Source organism: Xenorhabdus budapestensis, assembly GCF_017743015.1.
Taxonomy (GTDB): Bacteria; Pseudomonadota; Gammaproteobacteria; order Enterobacterales; family Enterobacteriaceae; genus Xenorhabdus; species Xenorhabdus budapestensis.
Genome location: NZ_CP072455.1, coordinates 506,130 through 521,582 on the forward strand (window position 1 = coordinate 506,130; position 15,453 = coordinate 521,582).

General features: G+C 43.3%; 16 protein-coding genes and 1 other RNA gene. 7 read left to right on the plus strand and 10 right to left on the minus strand.

Annotated elements, in window-relative coordinates; genetic code table 11:
- Positions 1-159: 159 nt before the first annotated feature.
- From arcB to mtgA, 3 genes are all read left to right on the plus strand, one after another.
- Positions 160-2,466 (plus strand): aerobic respiration two-component sensor histidine kinase ArcB, encoded by a 2,307-nt coding sequence (gene arcB / locus HGO23_RS02125; protein WP_422645746.1) that lies wholly within the window; start codon positions 160-162, stop codon positions 2,464-2,466.
- 236 nt (positions 2,467-2,702) lie between these two features.
- Complete coding sequence (elbB, locus tag HGO23_RS02130) at positions 2,703-3,356, plus strand: isoprenoid biosynthesis glyoxalase ElbB (RefSeq protein WP_209027813.1); 654 nt, start codon at positions 2,703-2,705, stop codon at positions 3,354-3,356.
- 5 nt (positions 3,357-3,361) lie between these two features.
- On the plus strand, positions 3,362-4,081 hold the full coding sequence (gene mtgA, locus HGO23_RS02135; protein ID WP_099136175.1) for a monofunctional biosynthetic peptidoglycan transglycosylase: 720 nt from the start codon (positions 3,362-3,364) through the stop codon (positions 4,079-4,081).
- A 160-nt stretch (positions 4,082-4,241) separates the two neighbouring features.
- On the opposite strand, the gene dolP is transcribed toward mtgA, so the two are convergent.
- Genes dolP through HGO23_RS02155 form a run of 4 tightly spaced genes read right to left on the minus strand, consistent with a single transcriptional unit; the run spans position 4,242 to position 7,770 of the window.
- The gene (dolP, locus tag HGO23_RS02140; RefSeq protein WP_209027815.1) at positions 4,242-4,817 is read right to left on the minus strand and encodes a division/outer membrane stress-associated lipid-binding lipoprotein; all 576 of its coding nucleotides are present in this window, start codon (positions 4,815-4,817) and stop codon (positions 4,242-4,244) included.
- A gap of 11 nt (positions 4,818-4,828) precedes the next feature.
- A complete protein-coding gene (diaA, locus tag HGO23_RS02145; protein WP_209027816.1) occupies positions 4,829-5,419 on the minus strand; it encodes a DnaA initiator-associating protein DiaA in 591 nt (196 codons plus the stop codon).
- Positions 5,420-5,449: 30 nt separating this feature from the next.
- Positions 5,450-5,839: a YraN family protein gene (locus HGO23_RS02150; RefSeq protein WP_099136178.1), complete on the minus strand. Its 390-nt coding sequence runs from the start codon at positions 5,837-5,839 to the stop codon at positions 5,450-5,452.
- A gap of 32 nt (positions 5,840-5,871) precedes the next feature.
- On the minus strand, positions 5,872-7,770 hold the full coding sequence (locus HGO23_RS02155; protein ID WP_209027818.1) for a penicillin-binding protein activator: 1,899 nt from the start codon (positions 7,768-7,770) through the stop codon (positions 5,872-5,874).
- A 63-nt stretch (positions 7,771-7,833) separates the two neighbouring features.
- On the opposite strand from HGO23_RS02155, the gene rsmI reads away from it, so the two are divergent.
- A complete protein-coding gene (rsmI, locus tag HGO23_RS02160) occupies positions 7,834-8,706 on the plus strand; it encodes a 16S rRNA (cytidine(1402)-2'-O)-methyltransferase (RefSeq protein WP_099136179.1) in 873 nt (290 codons plus the stop codon).
- A 60-nt stretch (positions 8,707-8,766) separates the two neighbouring features.
- Positions 8,767-9,163, plus strand: an RNA gene (gene rnpB / locus HGO23_RS02165) — RNase P RNA component class A.
- A gap of 67 nt (positions 9,164-9,230) precedes the next feature.
- On the opposite strand, the gene HGO23_RS02170 is transcribed toward rnpB, so the two are convergent.
- Positions 9,231-9,944, minus strand: coding sequence for a pirin family protein (locus HGO23_RS02170; protein ID WP_099136180.1), 714 nt, complete (start codon positions 9,942-9,944; stop codon positions 9,231-9,233).
- Between the two features lie 151 nt (positions 9,945-10,095).
- Between HGO23_RS02170 and HGO23_RS02175 the strand changes: the two genes are divergently transcribed.
- A complete protein-coding gene (locus tag HGO23_RS02175; RefSeq protein WP_099136181.1) occupies positions 10,096-10,989 on the plus strand; it encodes a LysR family transcriptional regulator in 894 nt (297 codons plus the stop codon).
- 50 nt (positions 10,990-11,039) lie between these two features.
- Here HGO23_RS02175 and HGO23_RS02180 read toward each other — a convergent pair whose 3' ends face one another.
- The 5 genes from HGO23_RS02180 to HGO23_RS02200 all read right to left on the minus strand — a co-directional run bounded on the left by HGO23_RS02180 (position 11,040) and on the right by HGO23_RS02200 (position 13,485).
- Positions 11,040-11,435, minus strand: coding sequence for a DoxX family protein (locus HGO23_RS02180; protein WP_099136182.1), 396 nt, complete (start codon positions 11,433-11,435; stop codon positions 11,040-11,042).
- Positions 11,436-11,618: 183 nt separating this feature from the next.
- The gene (locus tag HGO23_RS02185) at positions 11,619-11,912 is read right to left on the minus strand and encodes a YqjK-like family protein (protein ID WP_209027820.1); all 294 of its coding nucleotides are present in this window, start codon (positions 11,910-11,912) and stop codon (positions 11,619-11,621) included.
- Entirely contained in the window at positions 11,905-12,303 is a 399-nt protein-coding gene (locus tag HGO23_RS02190; RefSeq protein ID WP_099136184.1) for a phage holin family protein, read from the minus strand. The genes HGO23_RS02185 and HGO23_RS02190 overlap by 8 nt, the downstream gene beginning before the upstream one ends.
- Position 12,304: 1 nt before the next feature.
- Positions 12,305-12,610 (minus strand): ElaB/YgaM/YqjD family protein, encoded by a 306-nt coding sequence (locus tag HGO23_RS02195; RefSeq protein ID WP_099136185.1) that lies wholly within the window; start codon positions 12,608-12,610, stop codon positions 12,305-12,307.
- Between the two features lie 206 nt (positions 12,611-12,816).
- Positions 12,817-13,485, minus strand: a complete 669-nt coding sequence (locus HGO23_RS02200) for a DedA family protein (RefSeq protein WP_209027822.1) — start codon at positions 13,483-13,485, stop codon at positions 12,817-12,819.
- A gap of 682 nt (positions 13,486-14,167) precedes the next feature.
- Between HGO23_RS02200 and sstT the strand changes: the two genes are divergently transcribed.
- On the plus strand, positions 14,168-15,412 hold the full coding sequence (gene sstT / locus HGO23_RS02205; RefSeq protein WP_209027824.1) for a serine/threonine transporter SstT: 1,245 nt from the start codon (positions 14,168-14,170) through the stop codon (positions 15,410-15,412).
- The last annotated feature ends 41 nt before the right edge of the window (positions 15,413-15,453 follow it).

A 15,453-nucleotide genomic window follows, 5' to 3' on the forward strand; every position in this document is an offset into this window, starting at 1 on the left:
TTATTCTATTTTTTTGATTTTTTATTCTTTTAAGGGATTAAGGACAATATCCCTTAACGAAGTTGGGCTTTATTTAAGTTATGATTCAATCTGGTGATTTTACTTGGAGTTGTTATGAATCTGATCAGGGGGCTTGCCCAATATTACGTTGATTTAATGATGAAACTGGGATTAGTACGCTTTTCGTTACTACTGGCATCTGTTCTGGTGATCCTGGCAATGGCGATGCAAATGGCAGTGACATTCGTCTTGCATGGGGAAGTACAACGTATCGATTTAATCCGTTCCATCTTTTTTGGTTTATTAATTACACCGTGGGCGGTTTATTTTCTCTCTATTGTCGTGGAGCAACTTGAAGAGTCCCGTCAACGTTTATCCAGTTTGGTGGCAAAGCTGGAGGAAATGCGTCAGCGTGATGCAATATTGAATCAGCAGTTAAAAGACAATATTACTCAATTAAATCAAGAAATCAGTGAAAGGGAAAAAGCAGAACAAGCTCATCTGGTGTTGCTGGACAAATTGAAATTAGAAATGGAGCACCGTGAAAAAACACAGATTGAACTTGAACAGCAATCGGTTTTGTTGCGTTCATTCCTTGATGCTTCACCTGATCTGGTTTATTACCGCAATGAAGATAATGAATTTTCTGGCTGTAACCGTGCGATGGAACTGCTGACAGGCAAAAGCGAAAAACAACTGATTGGTCTGACTCCGATAGAAGTTTACGATAAAGAGATCGCCAGTAAAGTGATGGAAACGGATGAAAAAGTCTTTCGTCATAACGTCTCGCTGACTTATGAACAATGGCTGGTTTATCCTGATGGGCGTAAGGCCTGTTTTGAGCTGAGAAAAGTTCCTTTTTATGACCGTATCGGTAAACGTCATGGTCTGATGGGATTCGGACGCGATATAACGGAGCGTAAACGCTATCAGGACGCGTTGGAGAATGCCAGCAGGGATAAGACTACCTTTATCTCTACGATTAGCCATGAGCTTCGTACGCCTTTAAATGGCATTGTCGGCTTAAGCCGTATCCTGATGGATACTACTCTGACATCAGAACAATGTAACTATCTGAAAACAATCCACGTCAGCGCAATCACTCTGGGTAATATCTTCAATGATATTATTGAGTTAGATAAAATTGAGCGCCGTAAGATCCAACTTGACACTCAGCCGATTGATTTTACTGGTTTTATGGCTGACTTAGAAAATTTGTCTGGATTGCTGGCACAACCGAAAGGAATTCGGTTTGTTTTAGAGCCAGAATTGCCATTACCCGCCAAAGTATTAGCTGATGGTACTCGCCTGCGTCAAATTCTGTGGAATTTAATTGGTAATGCCGTGAAGTTTAGCCAAAAAGGTGAAATCAGAGTGCGTATCTGGTGTGAAAAAGAAGATCGTCTGCTGTTTGAAGTCACTGATTCCGGTATTGGTATCCCTTCTGATGAATTAGAAAAAATCTTCGCTATGTATTATCAGGTGAGAGACAGTGCTGGTGGATGTCCGGCAACAGGAACAGGGATCGGTCTCGCTGTATCCAAACGGCTTGCACAAGCTATGGGAGGTGATATTACGGTTAAGAGTACAGTAGGGGAGGGATCATGTTTTACCTTGTCTGTGATTGCCCCTGCGATTGATGAAAACGCTGTAGGAGGGGAAGAAGAAGATTCACTGCCATTACCTGCACTGAATATCCTGTTGGTTGAGGATATTGAGCTGAATGTCATTGTTGCCCGTTCTGTTCTGGAGAAACTCGGTAATAGTGTAGATGTCGCTATGAATGGTCGTGATGCTCTGAATATGTTTGATCCTGATGAGTATGACTTGGTGCTGCTTGATATCCAATTACCGGATATGACTGGATTGGATATTGCTCGTAAATTGCATAAACGTTACCAGAATCACACTCTCCCTCCACTTATCGCTCTGACTGCCAATGTTTTGAAAGGCAAAAAAGAATATCTTGAGGCAGGCATGGATGAAGTTCTCAATAAGCCTCTTTCTGTTAAGGAATTGACTACCGTAATGGAAAAATTCTGGGGTAAGCAGGCTGAATCTGAACCGCTGTTACCGGAGACAATTACCTTGAAAAAGGGTGAAGAATTCCTTGATGAACTACTTGATATAGAGATGCTCAATCAGTATATCGACTTGGTCGGTTCGAAGATGATAGCTGATAATTTGACCATCTTTGAAAATATGATGCCAAACTACCTTGCCTTACTGGAATCGAATATGACAGCAAGGGATCAAAAAGGAATTACGGAAGAGGCTCATAAAATCAAGGGTGCTGCCAGTTCTGTTGGATTACGTCATTTACAACAATTAGCACAGCAGATCCAATCACCAGATTTACCAGCGTGGTGGGATAATGTGCAGGAGTGGGTAGATGAGCTGAGTCAGGAATGGAAAAGTGATACGGAAACATTGAGAAACTGGTTGGCGAACGCTACAAAAAAATAACCCCAACCGAAGTTGGGGTGCGCGAATACTGCGCCAACACCAGGGAAACTTGTTTGCCCGCTTATCTAAGATTTATTTTAGGCGCGAGCAATTAAAGAATTCTTCCACACAGAATACAAGTACCAACATAGCAAAGATAAGATTTTTTGTTACAAGATTCATTAAAATCTGTGATGAAGATTGGTGTTTAACCCTCTAAGGGGTTAAGCATTAATCTACTACAAATGGAGAGAAATATGAAATCTGTTGCAGTTATATTAAGTGGATGTGGGGTCTATGACGGTAGTGAAATCCACGAATCAGTTTTAACTATGCTCTCTTTGAGCCGTTTGGGCGCTAAAGTGTCTTTTTTTTCGCCTGATGAGTCACAACATCATGTAATTAATCACCTTAATGGAGAGGAGAAACAAGAAATACGTCACATAATGGAAGAATCAGCCCGTATAACAAGAGGTAATATTCAACCATTATCTGAGGTTGATGTTAATACTTTGGATGCACTGATTGTTCCCGGTGGTTTTGGCGCAGCTAAAAATTTATGTAATTTCGCATTTAAAGGATCTGATTGTGAAATAAATAAAGAGTTTTTAAGTGTTGTGCAAAATATGCACCAAAAAGGCAAGCCAATGGGTTTTATGTGCATTGCCCCTGTTATGGTTCCCAAAATATTAGGTAAACCGATAAAAGTCACTGTGGGTAATGATCCCGAAACGGTAGCACAGATAGAAAAAATGGGAGGGGTTCATATAGCGTGTCCGGTTGATGGCATTGTTATTGATTTTAAAAATAAAATTGTAACAACGCCAGCTTATATGCTTGCTCAATCTTTATCTGAGGCTGAAATTGGGATAGACAAATTGGTCAGAAAAATATTGGAAATGATTGAGTAATTAGGATGAGAAATCCTTTTTCAAAATTATGGCACTGGTTGAAAAAAATTGTGGGCATGATCACTCTTTTGTGGTTTGTTGCTGTAATCACATTTTCATTTCTGCCGGTGCCGTTTTCTATGGTGATGTTGGAGAAACAAATCAGTGCGTTAATGTCAATTAATTTATCTTATGTTTCTCGCTCTACCTGGGTAGATCAAGATCAAATTTCACCTTATATGGCATTAGCCGTGATTGCTGCCGAGGATCAACGGTTTCCGGAACACTGGGGGTTTGATTTTCCAGCGATAGCAATGGCAGTGGAACATAACAAAAAGTATCGGAAGCGAATACGTGGTGCTTCCACCATAACTCAGCAAACAGCTAAAAACCTCTTTCTGTGGGAAGGGCGTAGTTGGGTGAGGAAAGGGCTGGAGACGGGAATGACGGTTGTGCTGGAGCTACTGTGGTCGAAGAAACGCATTTTAACAGTCTATCTCAATATTGCTGAATTTGGTGATGGTATTTTTGGTGTGGAAGAAGCTACTCAACATTATTTCGGCAAACCGGCCAGTCGATTGACAGCCTCCGAGGCCGCTCTTTTGGCAGCAGTGTTACCTAATCCTCTTCGCTATAGGGTTGATGTGCCTTCTACTTATGTGTTGCAGCGTCAGCGATGGGTCTTACGGCAAATGCAGTTATTAGGGGGACAGAGTTATTTAAGAACAAATAAATTGAGTAAATAATTTGAAATGCAGTGCTCAGGAAACAGTAGAAAAACCCAAACAAAGCAGCACTTTTTGGTGCTGCTTTGTTTGGCAGAGTTTGTTAAAAAAACTAATTGTGACGTTTTACTGTTGATACCGTGATTTGTATCGTGTTAATCGCTACTTTCAATATTGAAATCTAATCAAGATAAATGAACGCGGTGGTTACACGTTTAACCCCGTCAGTTTCACTGGCAATCTTCGCGGCATCAGCCCCTTCCTGCTTGGTAACAATGCCGAACAAAAAAACTTCGCCATTCTCAGTCACAATTTTAATATTTGATGACTTCACCGCATCACTGGTCAGAATTTTCGAACGTACTTTTGTCGTCAGCCAGGTATCTAAAGATGCAGTACTGAGTGCAACAGGATTACCTTGCCTGATTTCGTTATAAACTACACTAACCCCTTCGACTTTTGATGCTATCTGTTTGGCCCGATCTGCCAGCTGCATGTCTGGGCTCTGGCCGGTTAATAGCACTTTGCCCTCATAAACTGTCGTAACGATACGAGCCCGGGACTTAATTTGTGGGTCTTTGCTGATGTCATTACTGATACGAGCTTCTAAAGTGGTATCATCAACTTGTTGCCCGACTGTACGGGGATCGGTGCCTGCTTTGGTTGCAATAGCAGCAGAGCCGATGATGGCAGCACCAATACATCCCTGCAATAACATTGCACTACAAAATACCAATAATAGAGAAAATAACCGCATTTTTTGGCTCCTTAGTCATCCTGATGAGGGAATAACGTATTGTCGATTAAGTCGCACAGACAGTTAATTGTCAGCATGTGCACTTCCTGAATTCTGACACTGTGATGGGAAGGGATACGGATTTCCACATCTTGTGGCCCCAACAATCCTGCCAGTTCACCGCCATCAAAACCCGTCAATGCAACAATAGTCATATCACGGGTAACAGCGGCTTCGACTGCTTTGATAATCGCCCGGCTGTTTCCATGTGTAGAGATAGCCAGCAGAACATCTCCGGTCTGCCCCAGTGCTCTGACTTGTTTAGCGTAGATCTCTTCTGGCTGTTTACTGCCGGCAATGGCAGTGATCACCACATTATCAGCATTCAGCGACAACGCTGGCAGACTTGGTCGCTCTGTCTCAAATCGGTTTATCATACTGGAGGCAAAACGTTGTGCTGTTGCGGCTGAGCCTCCATTGCCACAGCACAGGATCTTGTTACCATTCAGTAGTGACTGAACCATCATCATTGCGGCGCGGGATATCGCGTCGGGTAATGCCTCTGCTGCTGCGATTTGTGTTTGAATACTTTCGGTAAAGCAGACTTTAATTCTATCCAGCACGTTATGACCTATTTTATTGATCGAGTAAATTCAGAACCTATCAGATAGGTTTTCATTTAAATTGAAAGCATCTTTCAGCCATTCAAATTTTTGACCGGTAATTGCACAAACATCAAAGCGGCAGGCCGCAGTCTCAAAACATTCATCACGCTGGTAAAGCCAGAACGAAGCAGTGCGCAATATCTTTCTGCGCTTGCTTCGGGTAATTGTAGCAACGGCATCACCATATTGTGCATTTTGGCGGAAACGAACTTCGACAAAGACCCATGTTTGTTTATCACGCATGATCAGATCAATCTCCCCGCCACGAATTTTCACATTCTCTGCGACAAAGACAAGACCTTGTTGCTGCAAAAACTGTTTAACTTGCTGTTCATAATGGCATCCCTGCGCATAGCGATTATTTGGTTTTTTTTTCATCCTGAAATTACCGATCAAAAGAAAAAAGTAATTTATTGTACCGACGGTATGGCAATATTTTTGTTTGTATTCTGAACAGAAATATTGTCAATGGCAGAAGTACTGTCAGCGGAGTTATTTTCTGTCATGTGGCTCTCTACCATAACGCGTCCATTATTAAATTGCATCCATGGTAGCTGACGGGATATTGTACAACCCTCTGTGATGGAAAGCTCTCCGGATGCTCCATTCATATTGAACCCGATACCTTGTTGTAACTGAGCAAAATGATTGGCTAATGACCAGGCATCAATTCCCATCGCGTAAAGGCGCATAAGAGAATAATCATTACCAAATTTATTTGCGGCCTGTTTCATTAAGGGAATATTCGTTCCCGTCAATAACGGAACATCGCTGAATTGCATACCATCCATTTCCAGACGAAAATCTGGCCCCGCATCTGCTTTATTGCTACGTGAATTGGCATAAAGAGCGGGTTTTTCACGAGAGCTGATTGCCATATCAATCATTGGCTTGATCAGTGCTAATTCATCCGTTGTCGCAACAATGTAAACTGCATCAATTTGCTCACGGGAAGTGCTGGTAACAGCAACGGATAAGTTCTTATCAGCTTGTGGCTCGTCAATATCAGGAGTGGAAGTATTGACGGAAGCAGTACTGACAGAAATTGGTGTGCCAGATAAATGAATCCCAACACCACGGTTCATGGATTGTCTCATCTCTGTTATTGTTCCGAAGGATTGCTGTAAAGCGTTGGAGCCGCCTAATTTCTGCCATTCGGCTGCAAAGGCTTTTGCCACTCGATCACCCAATGCAGTACGCGGTACTAACACCAATGGATTATGTTTCTGTTGATACCAGATATGCAGAGCAGCACTTTTAGCCTCATCTTCCGGTGACAGGGAGAAATAGCAGATATTGGGATTGAGTTGTGATGCATCTGGTTTATTAAGAGCCAGAATATTTAATGGTGTATTGATCTGGGCCAATTGCTCAACCTGAGGTTTCAGCAATGGGCCGACTACCAGTGTAACGCCATCCTGTTCAGCTTGTGCCAACAGATTAGCCAGAGGTTGGCTGCTGGTATCATAGATTTTCACAGGATGATCATTGACAGGAACCGGACTGATCGTAAATTGTGCTGCTGTACTGGTATTGCCGGAATTATTTTCAGGATTTTCGGTATCAGCATTTGCCATATCTGTTCCTGCTACATCTCTGATAGTATCACCCGTTGTTGTATTATTGGTGTCTCCGATATCGGAAGCACTGGTATTAACGGAATTAACATTGGCAGAATCAGTTGCATTCACAGGCATTTCGGGTTGTGGCAAGCCTTTTTGTGCATCAAGGAAGCCTTGGCGGATCGCCTCACCAAATGCTTTTGCCTGGCCACTCAGAGGCAGAAATAGCCCTATGCTGGCCTGACGATTTGTGGGGGTAAATAGCATTTGGTGCAGGGCAGCAGGTAAACTCCGAGTAGCGGGGTTATCCGGGTAGCGAATTTGCCAGTCACGAATGGCAGAACGTAGTTTATCCTGATCCTGTTTATTGGTCTGGTAAGCATTTAGCAGATCTAACCATCCCTGAAGCGTATATTCATTGGCATTAATTACCAGTTCGCTCAGTTGTTGTGAAGTCAGATGCGTCAGTACCTGCCATGTATCATCAATGTTTTTCTGGCGTGCGGCTTCATTTGCTGCATGTGGCTCCAGCGCAATATAAGCACGGATGACATCCAGAGAAGGCTGGTTATCAGCAGCATCAATAATAGCTTGATAGCGGTTAATCTCTGCGCTGATCTTGTCTTGTGGCTCAGAAGGTGGTTGCCCTTGTGGTTTAGGCGTGGTACACCCTGCAATAATCATAGTCGTCAGCAGTGCTGAGCAGACTAAACCAGTTTTGAAACGCACAAAAATTGAGGGAAGCATACTGTATCCAGTGATGTTTTTTTCAAAGATGCTCAATTTTAAATCGGTCATTCGGATGAAATAATGAATCAACCTAATCGAGCAGTGGTTACGACATCTACGCTGTATGTTGTGCCAACCCCTATTGGAAATCTGGGGGATATCACTCAGCGTGCACTTGAAGTTCTTAAACATGTCGATCTGATTGCAGCCGAAGATACGCGACACACTGGCTTATTGCTTCAGCATTTTGCCATTAATGCGCGCATGTTCGCACTTCATGATCATAATGAACAGCAGAAAGCAGATCAATTAATTGAGAAATTGCAGCAAGGTCTGAGTATTGCTCTTGTCTCTGATGCCGGAACACCGTTGATCAACGATCCGGGGTATCACGTTGTCCGTCGCTGCCGTGAAGCTGGTATTAATGTTGTCCCATTGCCGGGGCCTTGTGCAGCAATTACGGCATTGTCTGCTGCAGGGCTGCCTTCTGATCGTTTTTGTTACGAAGGTTTTTTGCCGGCAAAAAGTAAAGGACGCCGGGATGTATTACGCGATTTGGCGCAGGAACCACGGACATTGATCTTCTATGAGTCCACACATCGCTTGTTGGACAGTTTAGAAGATATTGTCGCAGTATGGGGCGCAGATCGTTATGTGGTATTGGCGCGAGAGTTGACAAAAACGTGGGAATCTATTCAGGGAATGCCTGCTGGAGAGTTGCTGGCATGGATCAGAGAAGATGAAACCCGCCGGCGGGGAGAAATGGTGCTGATTGTTGAAGGATATCGCAAACCAGCAGATAATAGTCTCCCTCCAGAAGCGTTGCGGACATTGGCATTACTACAAAAAGAGTTACCGCTGAAAAAGGCTGCGGCACTGGCGGCAGACATTCATGGCGTGAAGAAAAATGCCTTATACCGTTATGCTCTTGAACAAACCGAGGAAAGCACATGAGAATAGCGGGAACATGAAAACCCCTATACATCAGGTGATAAACCCCTTATAATCCGCGCCGGAGTTGGCTAGACAGTCGCTGCTTTACTGTTTCTTTCGGGAGTCTCTTTCGGAAGAAAGTTGTAAAGGGGAGGAAAGTCCGGGCTCCACAGGGCAGGGTGCCAGATAACGTCTGGGAGGTGAAAGCCTACGACCAGTGCAACAGAGAGCAAACCGCCGATGGCTCAGTTTTGTAAGAAACTGAGATCAGGTAAGGGTGAAAGGGTGCGGTAAGAGCGCACCGTGCGGCTGGTAACAGTCCGTGGCATGGTAAACTCCACCCGGAGCAAGACCAAATAGGGGTTCATATGGTACGGCCCGTACCGAACCCGGGTAGGTTGCTTGAGCCAGCGCGTAAGTTCTGGCCTAGATGAATGATTGTCCACGACAGAACCCGGCTTATCGGCCGACTCCACAGATTCAGCCCTATAGAGCATCTGCTTTATAGGGCTTATTCATTTCAGCAGATAATTCAGGCAGAAATATTAACTTCCCAAATCGATTAGCAAGCCCTGAAATGAAGAGATTGCCCGCAGACGCAGTCGTGGCTCGTCTTGAATAAATATCCCATCCCCACATTTGATATTCACATTAGACTGGTTATTGGTCTGGCTCTGAGCATGAATCTCAACATTACCACTGATAGATTGCAGATAAGCATGTCTCCCTTGCAAAGACATTGTCCGGGTGTCATTAGTTCGCAGCATAAGAGAACTTATCCAGACTGATTGGCGCAGGCACATACTGTTTTTTTCGGCTGTGGGTGAGGCTAACAGAGTTAGAGGATGCTTAGATAACACTCTACGCTGCACGGATTGTGGTGCCTGATGTGGATTGGCATTAAGCCAGAGTTGCAGGCGGTTCAGCGGTACTTTATCACTGATATTGTGCTCACTGTAGCGCAGATCCTGACGGGTAGAGAATAACAGGCACTCTCCTTGACGGGCCTGAATATAGTTTCCGGCACTGTCACGGTACTCGGCTTCTCCTTGCAGGATAAGATTCAGAATATCGACATGAGGATAAGCCTTTGGCTTGAATTCTGCTTTTGGGGCAAGGATCTCCTGATTAAGTACCCGAAGTGCTCCATAGTTCAAAAAATTTGGGTCAAAATAGTGGCCGAATGAAAAAGTATAACGGGCTTTCAACCAACCATAATCGGCTTTCCCGCATTGATTTGCTGTTCTGGTTATTATCATGACGACTATCTCTTTGCTATACGTCTGCCATATATTTATTTGTTATATACCTATTGCATTTGATCTTAATTATCTGGACGTTGAAATGTTAGCCAGTTAATCTGTTCTCTATATTCAAATTTATTGATTGAGAGCTATATGGGTAAAGAACATGGGGAAAGAACGAGCGCTTACACTGGAATCTTTGCGGGTGATGGATGCGATAGACCGGAGAGGAAGTTTTGCCGCAGCAGCGGATGAATTGGGGCGGGTGCCTTCTGCATTAAGTTATACCATGCAGAAACTGGAAGAAGAGCTGGATGTGGTGTTGTTTGACCGCTCCGGGCATCGTACAAAGTTTACTAATGTCGGCAGAATGTTGCTTGATCGGGGCAGGCTATTGCTTGAAGTGGCGGACAAACTTACGGCAGATGCACAAGCGCTTGCCCGTGGTTGGGAAACTCATCTGATTGTTGTCTGTGAAGCGTTGTTTCCCGTTGAGTCATTATTTCCTCTTGTGGACAGGCTGGCAAATAAAGCGAATACTCAGCTTTCATTAATAACTGAGGTGTTGGCTGGTGCCTGGGAACGGCTGGAATCTGGTCATGCAGATATTGTGATTGCACCAGATATTCATTTCAGGGCATCTGCGGAAACCAATTCACGAACACTTTATTCCATCAAAAACGTCTATGTTGCCAGTGTGGATCATCCTATTCACCTTGAACCGGAACCTTTATCTGATGCCACACGGGTTAAGTACCGTGGGATAGCAGTGGCTGATACAGCAAGGGAGCGCCCGGTACTGACAATTCAACTTTTGGATAAGCAACCACGCCTAACGGTCAGTTCACTGGAAGATAAAAGACGGGCTTTGTTGGCGGGGCTGGGAGTTGCAACGATGCCATATCCGATGGTGGAGAACGATATTGCAGAAGGGCGTCTGCGGGTTATTGGTTCGGAATATATCCATGAAACCAACATTATTATGGCATGGAGGCGTGACAGGATGGGGGAAGCTAAAGCCTGGTGTCTGCGGGAAATCCCCAAATTATTTGTGAAATAAATAACCAGAAAGCCCCTTGCCTGCAAGGGGCTTTTTGTAATAGCAGGCAATTACCAGTTCTTATTCAGTACACGGTCAATACTGAATTTGCCTGGCCCCATCATTGCCAGCATGAGATAACCAGCACCGATAGCGAAATTCTTCAGGAACATAGTCTGGTTCATGCCATCTGAAAAATCATAGTGGAACAGAATTGCAGTCAGAATACAGAAAATAAAAGTAAACGCTGCTGTAGTGCGGGTCAGCAGTCCTAACAACACCGCAATTCCGCCCCCGAGTTCAAGTAAGATAGTGAGTGGCAGTAGAATTCCAGGAACCTTCATTGCCTCCATGAATTCCTGCGTCCCTGCGTAAGCACTCCCTAATTTTCCATAACCTGCAATAATAAACAGAACTGACATTAAAATACGCGCCACTAATAAGCCGCTATCTTCAAATTTTTTCATGAACATCTCCAGATATGTGTTCTAAGGAGCACAATTAGCTAATATTTTCTTGATGGAGAGTATTCTAAGGAGAGGTATTACGGGTTGATAGTAAGGAATATTAACAGTTTAGTGCAATTTTTTTGAAGAAATAACCTAATGTACGTAAAGGGATTTGAAGAAGAATAAGAACAATAGAAATAATTAACGTCCATTCAATATATTGCGTAGAGTGTTAATGTACGTCCAAAAACCAACCAGGCGGCGTGACCAGCGATAAAGTTTTCTGGGATGACGAATACCATAGAGCAGTAATATACCGCTACCAATAGCAAAATAAGGTTTGAAAGACAGTATTATCTGCCAGCCATGATCGTAAGAGCGGGTGATGGTAAGCCAGTGCTGGCCATAAGCTGAGAGAGATTGTCGTTGCTGCTGAATTTTTTGTAATAATGCCTGCTTTCGCCGTTCTCGCTGCTGACGCTGTGATTTATTCATGGTCATTCTCCAACATTTTGCGATCTATCCTGAGTTGCTCACGAGTTGCATTAAGAAAAGTCAGCTGGCGGGATTTCCTAATAGTCCAAATTGTGCCAAGCACGGCGAGAAGCAGCAGAGTTCCTGCGGCAATGGCTATGACTGTAGCCTGGTAGGCCGGATCGACAGTCAGAAAGACCAGTATCAACAGACATATTATGCCAAGGGTTGCAAATAGCAGCGTGAACCCTACCAGCAACAAGAATTGTACCAGTGTGGCTGCACCCTCTTCCAACTCAACGGCTGCAAGCTGAATACGAGTCTCAACCATACCGACAACCAGAGTTACCACCCGCTGTAAGGTATTAACTATTCCTTTCCTTGAGCCTTGTGAATGGGATGATTGGGTCATTTCAGCGTTTTGCCAGTAACACGCCCAATACGATACCCACGGCGGCACCGATACCTACGCTAGTCCAGGGGTTGTCACGGACATAACTGTCTGCACAGCCTGCTATTTCTTTTGTCTGATCTGCCAGTTTATCACTGGCATCACTAAGGGCTGTGCGGGCATCTTTCACCATTTTTTCTGCTTTGCTACGTAATTTTTCTAACTCAGCTTTGGACTTATCCTCGGAGCTGTTTAGAACTTCTTCCAATGTATCCGCAAGGGATTGCAATTCAGCACGTAATTCTTCAGAGTTTTTCATCTGTGGCATAGAACTCTCCTCATATATACGGTGGATGAATTTCTACCATAGACGTTTTTATGCGGAGTTTAAAGTCTGAATGGTGAAAAATTGTCATCTAATATGGCAGATTAATCCTAAATGATTATCAAGAATAGCTGGAGAAAACCCCTGTAACAAGTTACTTGCTGCAATGCTACAGGGAAATGTGAAGGTTAGAATTATTGAATTTGGAATTATTGAATAGAGTTATTTGTGCGTTTCTTACGCCAGATAAACGTCAGGCTGCCAATTAAGCCAATAAGTAACAGAGCTACGGGTAATAACACCAGAAAATTCATAAAATATTGTTCGTACTGGCGGAATAAAGGGCTTTTACCGAGAGCATAGCCCAGCGTTGTCAGGATAGTTACCCATAAGAAACTACTTAGCCAGTTGAATACCTGAAAACGTGCGTTGTTCAATCCTGCAAGACCTGCCAATGTAGGCAGCAATGTCCTGACAAACGCAAGAAAACGACCAATTAGCAGGGCTGATAGCCCATGACGGTGGAACAGGTTATGTGCGCGTTGATGATAATGTGAAGGAAGATGTGACAGCCAGCCCCGGACTAATTTGGTATTACCAAGCCACCTTCCCTGAAGGTAACCTACCCAACAGCCAAGGCTTGCACCAGCAGTAAGGATGACTAACGTGGTGGGAAACGACATTGCATCTTGGGCTATCAGGACGCCAACCAGTATGAGCAAGCTGTCACCTGGCAAAAATGCTGCGGGTAACACGCCATTTTCCAGAAACAGGATTATGAAGAGCAGGAGGTAGATCGCCCATACCAAAGACGGGTTAGCGAGTGTTTCATAATCTTGGTGCCAAAGTGCATAAATGAGGTTTGTTACAATTTCCATCAAATGTTCCTAAAACGCGGGTTAAGGATTACATCTTACTTTTATGGTGTATTTATGGTGTATTTCTATTGGATAGCAAGTAAATACAAATCATTATATTAAGATTATCAATAAAGTGCCTTTAAACTCCTTTCAAAAGGCATTAATAAGTGACAGCGATACTCTAACAAAATCGTCAGTAGTGAAACAGAAAATTTTGGTGATCAATTGAACATTCATACGGGGGTGGAAATAAAATCATCCAGATATATCAATTGATTAATTGTTTTATCAGGTTTTCACAAAACCGCACTATTTACTTATTTACTCTCCCATCTGCCTGAATTTCCTATTTTTCCAGATACAAAATCCATCGTTTATTGGCTGATCGCGATATTAATCCATCAATAATATTGGAGATAATACATATCACAGTTATTGTCTCAAAAACTAATTATTAATTTAACTATTTGAATTAAAATAAAAAATTTAGTTTTTTGTTTTTCTTTTTATTTCGTCAATGTCTGATCAAACAGTGAATCTGTCGTTTTGATCACACAAATGTGACTATTTTGTTATCAATTGTTGAGCTGATTGTATATTTTTATTAATTATTCTTTTTAGTTCTCTGTACTTTTCTATACTGGAAAAGCAAACACAAAAACAACAGGCTTATTAAGCCTAAATATCAAATGGATAGATTATGGAAAAACAACAAAAAGGCTTTGTGCAATATATTGTACAAGGAAGCCTCGTCACACAAATTATTATCGGATTAGTTGCAGGGGTATTATTGGCATGGGCAATGCCTTCTGCCGCGCAATCAGTCAGTCTATTAGGAACACTCTTTATTGGTGCTTTAAAAGCTGTCGCACCAGTCCTGGTGTGGGTTCTGGTTATGTCTTCTATTGCGAACCATAAAAAAGGCCAGAAAACCAATATCCGACCGATTTTGATTCTCTATATTGCCGGAACTTTCTTCTCAGCAGTGGTAGCTGTTATCGGCAGCATACTATTTCCATCGACATTAATCCTGGCGACTAATGATGCTCAGATGTCACCACCAGAAAATATTGTTGAAGTGCTAAGAGGAGTGTTGCTCAACGTCGTTGCTAACCCGATTGACGCGATATTGAAAGGTAATTATGTTGGTATCCTGGCATGGTCGATTGGTCTGGGTATCGCGTTACGCCATGCAAAGGAATCAACTAAATCAATGGTGCAGGATCTGGCCGAAGCCGTGACTCAGGTTGTTCGTGTTGTTATTCGTCTGGCTCCCCTTGGTATTTTCGGTCTGGTTGCCTCTACTATTGCCACAACAGGATTTGAAGCGTTGCTTGGCTATGCACAACTGTTGGTTGTACTACTGGGTTGTATGATTGTTGTTGCACTGGTTATTAACCCATTGATTGTCTATTGTAAAATACGCCGTAACCCTTATCCTTTAGTTTTTGCTTGCTTACGTGAAAGTGGAGTAACTGCGTTCTTTACCCGTAGCTCAGCAGCCAATATTCCGGTTAACATGGCAATGTGCCGTCGTATGAATCTGGATGAGGATACTTATTCTGTCTCAATTCCTTTGGGGGCAACGATCAATATGGGTGGTGGTGCTGTAACCATTACCGTATTGACGCTGGCAGCGGTAAATACCCTGGGCATAGCTGTTGATATCCCAATGGCAATACTGTTAAGTGTAGTCTCAGCAATTGCAGCATGTGGCGCATCAGGTGTGGCGGGTGGATCATTATTGTTGATCCCGTTGGCATGTAGCATGTTCGGTATCTCCAATGAGATTGCTATGCAGGTTGTGGCAGTAGGTTTGATTATTGGTGTATTGCAGGATTCGGCTGAAACGGGACTGAATTCCTCAACAGATGTACTCTTTACGGCTGCGGTGTGTCAGGCAGAAGATGCAAGACAAGCATCGGAACAGTTAGCACGGCGCTAATGAGTCGCAGAAATAAAACGGTGATAATGAACCGCCCGTTT

Coding starts and splice junctions, on each gene's coding strand:
- elbB (WP_209027813.1), top strand. CDS start 2,703: ATGAAATCTGTTGCAGTTATATTAAGTGGATGTGGGGTCTATGACGGT.
- arcB (WP_422645746.1), top strand. CDS start 160: ATGAAACTGGGATTAGTACGCTTTTCGTTACTACTGGCATCTGTTCTG.
- dolP (WP_209027815.1), bottom strand. CDS start 4,817: ATGCGGTTATTTTCTCTATTATTGGTATTTTGTAGTGCAATGTTATTG.
- sstT (WP_209027824.1), top strand. CDS start 14,168: ATGGAAAAACAACAAAAAGGCTTTGTGCAATATATTGTACAAGGAAGC.
- HGO23_RS02170 (WP_099136180.1), bottom strand. CDS start 9,944: ATGATAATAACCAGAACAGCAAATCAATGCGGGAAAGCCGATTATGGT.
- rsmI (WP_099136179.1), top strand. CDS start 7,834: ATGAATCAACCTAATCGAGCAGTGGTTACGACATCTACGCTGTATGTT.
- HGO23_RS02150 (WP_099136178.1), bottom strand. CDS start 5,839: ATGAAAAAAAAACCAAATAATCGCTATGCGCAGGGATGCCATTATGAA.
- mtgA (WP_099136175.1), top strand. CDS start 3,362: ATGAGAAATCCTTTTTCAAAATTATGGCACTGGTTGAAAAAAATTGTG.
- HGO23_RS02155 (WP_209027818.1), bottom strand. CDS start 7,770: ATGCTTCCCTCAATTTTTGTGCGTTTCAAAACTGGTTTAGTCTGCTCA.
- HGO23_RS02180 (WP_099136182.1), bottom strand. CDS start 11,435: ATGAAAAAATTTGAAGATAGCGGCTTATTAGTGGCGCGTATTTTAATG.
- HGO23_RS02195 (WP_099136185.1), bottom strand. CDS start 12,610: ATGCCACAGATGAAAAACTCTGAAGAATTACGTGCTGAATTGCAATCC.
- HGO23_RS02185 (WP_209027820.1), bottom strand. CDS start 11,912: ATGAATAAATCACAGCGTCAGCAGCGAGAACGGCGAAAGCAGGCATTA.
- HGO23_RS02200 (WP_209027822.1), bottom strand. CDS start 13,485: ATGGAAATTGTAACAAACCTCATTTATGCACTTTGGCACCAAGATTAT.
- HGO23_RS02175 (WP_099136181.1), top strand. CDS start 10,096: ATGGGGAAAGAACGAGCGCTTACACTGGAATCTTTGCGGGTGATGGAT.
- HGO23_RS02190 (WP_099136184.1), bottom strand. CDS start 12,303: ATGACCCAATCATCCCATTCACAAGGCTCAAGGAAAGGAATAGTTAAT.